The following is a 7588-nucleotide window of genomic DNA, read 5'->3' as shown; positions in this document are numbered from 1 at the left end:
ATGTAGCATAAAGAGTATATAAATTTTGTCTCAAAAATAGTTGCAAGTTCACTTTGATTATTATATTTAATTTGCTACATTCAAATATATTATTGCCTGATTAGATAATTGATATTGAAAAATGTATTTTTGCTTTCTATTCTATTATGCAAAAATTCTATCAATTTGTTTTTTATATACTATCCACAATGGTTCTCTCACAGAAGCCGGTGGACCAGCTATTGGTTGAATTGGACAATTCCATCGCAAAAGAGAAGATTTATACCCATCAAAAACAGATAAAAATAAATAGCCTATTAAAACAGGTTTTACTGACAAAGGATAATTCTAAATTATATCATCTTTACAAAGATCTTTCAAAACAATACGAAGTTTTTGTCGCAGATTCCGCTCAATTATACACTGTTAAAGCCCTTGAAATCGCAAATAAATTAAACGACCAAAGTTTTGTAATAGACAGCAATATCCAACTTGCACGAATTAAGGCAAAGGCAGGGATGTTTCCCTTTTCCCTTGATATCTTAAATAATATCAACAAAAACAAACTTCAGCACCAACAGCTCATAGATTATTACAAAGCTTATCTAGAGGTTTATATTTATTGGGTAGAATACCAGGATGGTAGAGAAGTTAATGAACTTTTAAAAAATAAAAGTATTGTGCAGGATTCTTTGATCAATATTCTGCCAAAGGATAGTTATGAGTATGCAATTAACTATAGTGTCAAATATATCGAGTTAAAAGATTTCAACAAAGCCGAGAATATATTATTAGAAGCTACAGATACTGTGAAACCTGATACTCGGGAATTCTCGATTTTGAATTCGATACTTGCCTATCTTTATCAGGAGAAAAATGATAGGGAGAAAGAGAAATATTATTTGGTAAAATCTGCTATATCGGATATTCACGCTGCAGTTAAAGAAAATATTTCTCTCAGGACCCTGGCTATTTTATTATTTGATGATGGTGATATAGAAAGAGCAAATTTATATATTAAACAAAGTCTGGAAGATGCCAATTTCTATAATGCAAGACTGAGGAATATTCAGATCGCTAGGGTTTTGCCGATCATAGACAAAGCTTATCAGCTGGACAAAGAAAAACAACAGAAAAAACTTAGACTTTTGCTGATTGTCGTAAGTGTTCTTTCTCTTATATTATTGATTGCAATAATATTTGTGATTAATCAGATCCAAAAAGTATCGAAGGCGAAAAAAGAATTAACGGAGATCAATTCCAAGCTTAATGATCTCAATACAGAACTTCAGAAAGCAAATGACAGACAGGCCTTGACAAATCGTTCTCTTGCCGAAGCCAATCATATCAAGGAAGAATATATCAAAAGCTTTTTAGAGATTTGTACAGAATACATCGATCGGTTGGAAAACTTTAAAAATATTGTCAACCGTAAGATCAAAACCGGACAGACTGCGGATATTATCAAAATGACAACTACGTCTGCTCAGGATTCCTCAAAAGAACTAAAAGAACTTTATAATAATTTTGATAAAGCATTTCTAAAGATCTATCCTGATTTTGTTGAGGAAATTAATAAGCTTCTCCGACCGGAAGAACAATACCCAATCAATAATGACCAGAACCTTAATCAGGAACTAAGAGTTTTTGCTCTTATCAGGTTAGGTGTTACAAATAATAATCAGATTGCAACATTCCTGCATTACACTTTGCGGACAATTTATAACTACCGAAGTAAGGTAAAATCAAAGGCCATTCATCCGGATGATAACTTTGAGCAAATGGTTCAGAGAATCGGAACATCCGAACTCTTAACATAAAATTTACATTGCTTTAACATTAAAATTGCTCTGAAAATGTCTTTTCATAAGTCAAAAAAGTTACATTTTACTTTGAATTTTATTTAGTTAAAGTGATTGTTTTCAGTTACTTGAGTTTTGTTGATTATACATTTAACTTACTTAAAGCCTTACTCATACATTTCCGGCCACAATACCATATTATATTTGAAATCAAACAGAGAACAATTCATTTAAGATATTCTTTTCTGGATAAAATTTTAAATAATTTAATATATGGAGATCAATATTAGTGGTACTAAAAGTAAGCTCGATGCAAAAACTTTCAGATTTCCTGTTGTCGCAGGATTTCTATTTTCGGCTTTCTTTTTTTCAAATTCTTTATCTGCTCAAACGACGGACACTCTTAAAAATGAAAAGTTAATTGATGAGGTTGTTGTAATTGGCTATGGTAAAGTTAAAAAGGGAGACGAAACCGGATCGATTTCTACACTCAAAGTAGATCAAAATAGCCGTGGTTTTGCACCCAATGCACAGGATATTGTTGTGGGTAAAGTTGCTGGTGTCAACATAACAACAGAAGGTGGTTCGCCAAGTGGCGGCGCAGTCATCAGGATAAGAGGTGGTTCATCTTTATCGGCCAGCAATGATCCTTTGATTATTATTGATGGAATATTCATCGATAATGACGGACTGGGCGGTGCCGGAAACATTCTTAATACTTTGAATCCAACAGATATCGACACATTCACAGTTTTGAAAGATGCTTCTGCTACAGCAATATACGGATCACGAGCTTCCAATGGTGTGATCCTTATTACCACCAAAAAAGGAGGTAAAGGGAGAATCCGTGTGACTTACGATGCAAATATGTCAGTAAGCACACCAAAAAAAACAATCGATGTTTTAAATGCTGACGAGTACAGAAGTTTTGTTGAGAGAACTTTTGCTGGTCAGACCAATTATGATGAAGTTATTTCGAAACTTGGAAATTCTAATACCATCTGGCAGAAAGAAATTTTCAGAACGACTTTCAACACAGAAAACAACCTCAGTATTCTTGGCTCAATAAAAGATGCTGTGCCATTCCGTGCTTCTTTTGGATATACCAACCTTAGCGGAACTTTGGACACTTCCCAGATGGAGCGTTACACAAGCAGCTTGTCTCTTGGTCCGGTTTTGTTCGATAAGCATCTTAGTATCAACCTGAATGGTCGTGGAATGTACATTAAGAACAAATTTGCAAACCAGGGTACAATAGGATCCGCAATAGTTATGGATCCGACTCAAAGTGTATATGATTCAAATAGTCCATTCGGTGGATTTTTTACCTGGACAGGTAGCGACAATAACATTATTCAGGTAGCGACGGTTAATCCAGTTTCTCTTTTAAAGATGAGAACTGATGAGTCTGAAGTATATAATTTCATCGGTAATGCACAGTTTGACTACAAATTACACTTTCTTCCGGAACTTCATTTCAATATGAACTTAGGTTTGGATTATTCAGAAAGTAAAGGGAAAGTTTACATCCCGGCTTTAGCACCATCAGATTATCTTTATGGTGGTTATGATAACAGATGGGATCAGCTAAGGAGAAACTCGATCTTCGATTTCTATGCGCAGTATGCTAAAAACATGAATTTTCTTGATAGCAAATTAGATATTATGGGCGGCTATTCCTGGCAGCATTATTACCGTCAGAATGGTAACGAGTCTCGAAGAGTTTCGAGATTTGATGAATATGGAGATCCGCTTCTCATCAATGCTTACCAGACATTTCCTACAGAACATTACATCGTTTCTTTTTTCGGAAGATTAAATTATAGCATCAAAGACCGTTATCTCTTCACATTCACTTTGAGAAAAGACGGATCATCAAGGTTTAAAAAAGACAATCAATGGTCACAGTTCCCATCGGCTGCTTTTGCGTGGAAGGCCAATGAAGATTTTTTTAAGGATTCCAAGATTATCACAAATCTAAAAGTTAGATTGGGTTGGGGAAAAACGGGTCAACAGGATATCAACCAGGGTGATTATCCCTATTTAGGAACTTATCAATACAGTCTTGGAAGTGCAGCAACTTATTTGCAAGGTTATGATGAGAACGGTAACCAGATTTGGACACCATTGCTTCGCCCACAAGCTTACAATCAGGATTTAAAGTGGGAAACAACAGAAACTTATAATGCTGGAATTGATTTTGGATTCCTAAATAACAGAATTGAAGGCGCCATAGATGTTTACTACAGAGAAACCACAGATCTTATCAATGCTGAAACAAAAGTAGCTGCAGGAACCAATTTTGCTGAATATGTCGCAGCAAACATCGGTAGCCTTGAAAACAAAGGAATCGAGTTTTCCCTTAATACAAAACCAATTGTCACAGAAAATTTTACTTGGGAAATCGGTGGAAATATTGCTTATAACAAAAATAAAATCACTGCTTTAAGCTTTGGCGACAGTTCTAATGCAATGAGACGGAATGGTCTGAATGTTCAGATGGTTGGATATTCTGCTAATATGTGGTATGTCTATGAGCAGATCTATGATGACAATGGAAAACCAATCGAGGGATTTTATAAAGATCAAAATGGTGATGGCCTTATCAATGAAGCCGACTTGATTGTCTATCACAAGCCAACGCCAAATTATACTTTTGGAGTCAATACAAAATTCAAATATAAAAATTGGGATCTCTCTGTAGCGAGTCACGGAAGTATTGGGAATTATATTCATAATGCAACTGCCGCAAATAATGCCGCTCTTAGTCCTAGTTCAATTTTTGCAAATGAGTTTCTGGTAAACCGTCCGAAAAGTGCTTTTGATACCAATTTTCAGAATGCACAGACCTTGTCGAGTTATTACATTCAGGATGCGTCTTTCTATAGAATAGACAATATTGTTCTGGGATATACGATCAAGCAGGCCAGCAATTTCCTGAAGGATGCAAGAATCTATGCAACAGTTCAGAATCCGTTTGTTTTCACAAAGTACAACGGTCTTGATCCTGAAGTTTTTGGAGGTGTGGATACCAATCTTTATCCAAGACCGGTCACAATTATGTTGGGAACTAATTTTAATTTCTAAAATTCAAATAATGAAACGTTTATATAAATCACTGATCATTCTGGCTTGCGTATCTCTGACACTTATATCTTGTGTCAACGATCTGAATACTGAACCGCTATCAGAAAATACGCTGACGCCGGAAAAAGCCTGGGAAAATCCAAATTCCTATGCGCAATTCCTGGCAAAAATATATGCCGGATTTTCTCTTTCAGGAAACGAAGGTCCAGCCGGTTCCCCCGATATGAATGCTCCGGATCAAGGTGAAGCAACATTTCTAAGATCTTACTGGAATCTTCAACAACTAGGAACAGATGAAGTTATCGGTGCTTGGGACAACGAAACTTTAAGAGGTCTGCAATTCAACCAATGGAACTCCAGCAATAGTTTTATCCTTCTTAATTACAGCAGAACCTATCTCAATATCGCTTATGCTAATGAGTTTCTGCGCGAAACAACAGAAGAGAAACTGAATGCCAGAAATGTAAGCCAGGAAATGAAAACCAAGATCAATGCAATGCGATCCGAAACGAGAGCTCTGCGTGCGATGGCATATTATTTCCTGATGGACCTTTATGGTAATGTTCCTTTTATTCCTGAAGAAGCAGGCGTTGGAGCCTATTTGCCAGAACAAAAGGACAGGGCATTCTTTTTTTCCTGGATCGAATCTGAATTGAAAGCGATTGACGGCCAATTACCAAACAATTCAAAATCGAATTATGGGAAGATCAACAATCCTACTGTCTGGATGCTTCTTGCAAAAATGTATTTGAATGCGGAGGTTTACATTAACCAAAATAAATACACAGATTGTCTCACTTACCTCAATAAAGTGGTTTCCGCAGGTTACGTTTTGGAACCGGAATACAAAAATATTTTCGTTGCAGATAATCATTTGTCTAATGAGATTATTTATTCATTTGTTTTCGATGGCGTGCGTGCAACTACTTACGGAGGAACAACTTTCCTGCTTGCGGCATCTTACAAATCTGATATGAATCCAATGGATAATTTTGGTTTTTCACAGGCTTGGTCAGGAATCCGTTCAAAAGAAACTTTATCCGATCAGTTTGCAGCAGGTGACAAAAGAGCAATGTTCTGGAAACAGGATAGAACTAGAGAAACGACTCAATGGAGTGACTTCAACCAAGGTTGGTCGGTTGTGAAATTTAGTAATAAAAATAAGGACGGATCCAACGGTTCCAATAATGTTTTCGCTGATATGGATTTCCCGTTGTTTAGATTGGCAGACGCTTATCTGATGTATGCGGAAGCTGTTTTACGAGGTGGGAGCGGCGGAAGTATATCTCAGGCTGTGGCATACGTTAATCAAATCCGGACAAGAGCAAATGTCGCACTAATTGGAGATTCTGCCCTTACTCTTGATTTTATTTTGAATGAGCGTTCCCGCGAATTATACTGGGAAGGGCATCGCAGAAATGACCTTATCCGTTTCGGGAAATTTACAAAAGGTTACAATTGGCCTTGGAAAAACGGTGTCTACGGCGGAACGCCTAATATCGATGATAAGTTCAAACTCTATCCGATTCCCGCTACAGAAATTTCGGCTAATCCAAATTTAAAACAAAATCCAGGTTATTAAAACTTAAAATTTATGAAAACATTAAAAACAATCTTAATTATAGTTTTAAGCGGGTTTGTGATCTGGTCTTGCAGAGAAGACGATATGCTTTCGCTTAAAGAAGTGATGCCAAGTGTTTTGGACGACATTGCAGTCAAGGAATATGTCCTTACTGAACCGGCAGCCAATTCAAATCCACTCTTATTGACATCAACGTGGACTGAAACCAAATTCAATCTAAGCAGTTCTTCAACTTCTGAACCTGCTGGTCCTGTCAACTATGTGCTGCAAATGGACAAAGAAGGTAATGATTTTAAAAACCCAGTGGTTTTAGCTTCCACCAATACTTTGTCAGCCAATATCTTTGTAAAAGATATTAATGCTATATTATTGACTAAACTGAATTTCAAACCAGAAATCGAAGGTGTAATTGAACTTAGAATTATGACTTATTACGGTCAAAATCAATTGCATAGCATTGCCTCCGAAAATATCCTGAAAATTAAAATTACGCCTTACAAACCTTTGGAAGAAGTGGCGGCGGTTTATCTTTTAGGCGATATGAACGGTTGGAACAACACCAGTACAGAATACATAATGTTCAGAAATTCAAATGATCCCGATGACAAAACTTACACTTACACGGGAAGATTAGCGGCGAATACTTATTTCAAATTCATTCCTGCCGAATCTTTGGGAACTTACAAAGCCTATTGCAGGAAAGATGATTCGACAATGACGTATGAAGAATCTTCTGGCGGATCATTTTACAATCAAAACGAAAGATATGTAACCATCACAATCAATACTGAAACTTTAAATTATACCATAACAGATTACACAGAAAGTAATACAACCAAGTTTTACAATACTATGGGTCCGATTGGGGAATTCAGTAATTGGGATAATGAACCTTTGATGACAAGATCTTCATATGACGCACATCAATGGACGATCACTTATACTTTCGCTTCATCCACAACTTGCAAATTCCGTGGAAACAAGGACTGGTCAAACAACTGGGGTGGAACAGCAGAAGCTATACCTTATGGAAAAGGTGTTTTTGATGGTCCGGGTGCGACCATTGTGGTTCCGGGAACTTACAAAATCTATTTTAACGATTTAAGCGGACATTATGCAATTCTTCAACAATAAAAAT

The 7588-nt window shown here is 36.4% G+C and carries 4 protein-coding genes; all 4 read left to right on the top strand.

Annotation, left to right across the window (positions count from 1 at the left end; translation table 11 throughout):
• Window positions 1-188: 188 nt before the first annotated feature.
• The 4 genes from RTX21_RS06900 (at window position 189) to RTX21_RS06885 (ending at window position 7584) form a co-directional block, all read left to right on the top strand.
• Window positions 189-1799 (top strand): DUF6377 domain-containing protein, encoded by a 1611-nt coding sequence (locus RTX21_RS06900; protein WP_312766303.1) that lies wholly within the window; start codon window positions 189-191, stop codon window positions 1797-1799.
• A gap of 255 nt (window positions 1800-2054) precedes the next feature.
• Entirely contained in the window at window positions 2055-4868 is a 2814-nt protein-coding gene (locus tag RTX21_RS06895) for a SusC/RagA family TonB-linked outer membrane protein (RefSeq protein ID WP_312766301.1), read from the top strand.
• Window positions 4869-4878: 10 nt separating this feature from the next.
• Complete coding sequence (locus RTX21_RS06890; RefSeq protein ID WP_312766299.1) at window positions 4879-6450, top strand: RagB/SusD family nutrient uptake outer membrane protein; 1572 nt, start codon at window positions 4879-4881, stop codon at window positions 6448-6450.
• A 12-nt stretch (window positions 6451-6462) separates the two neighbouring features.
• The gene (locus RTX21_RS06885) at window positions 6463-7584 is read left to right on the top strand and encodes a SusE domain-containing protein (protein ID WP_312766297.1); all 1122 of its coding nucleotides are present in this window, start codon (window positions 6463-6465) and stop codon (window positions 7582-7584) included.
• The last annotated feature ends 4 nt before the right edge of the window (window positions 7585-7588 follow it).

Source organism: Epilithonimonas sp. (genome assembly GCF_032054305.1).
Classification (GTDB): domain Bacteria; phylum Bacteroidota; class Bacteroidia; order Flavobacteriales; family Weeksellaceae; genus Epilithonimonas.
Note: the sequence above shows the minus strand (reverse complement) of the source record. Positions and strands in the feature narration are given on the sequence as shown.

Coding starts and splice junctions, on each gene's coding strand:
- RTX21_RS06900 (WP_312766303.1), top strand. CDS start 189: ATGGTTCTCTCACAGAAGCCGGTGGACCAGCTATTGGTTGAATTGGAC.
- RTX21_RS06895 (WP_312766301.1), top strand. CDS start 2,055: ATGGAGATCAATATTAGTGGTACTAAAAGTAAGCTCGATGCAAAAACT.
- RTX21_RS06890 (WP_312766299.1), top strand. CDS start 4,879: ATGAAACGTTTATATAAATCACTGATCATTCTGGCTTGCGTATCTCTG.
- RTX21_RS06885 (WP_312766297.1), top strand. CDS start 6,463: ATGAAAACATTAAAAACAATCTTAATTATAGTTTTAAGCGGGTTTGTG.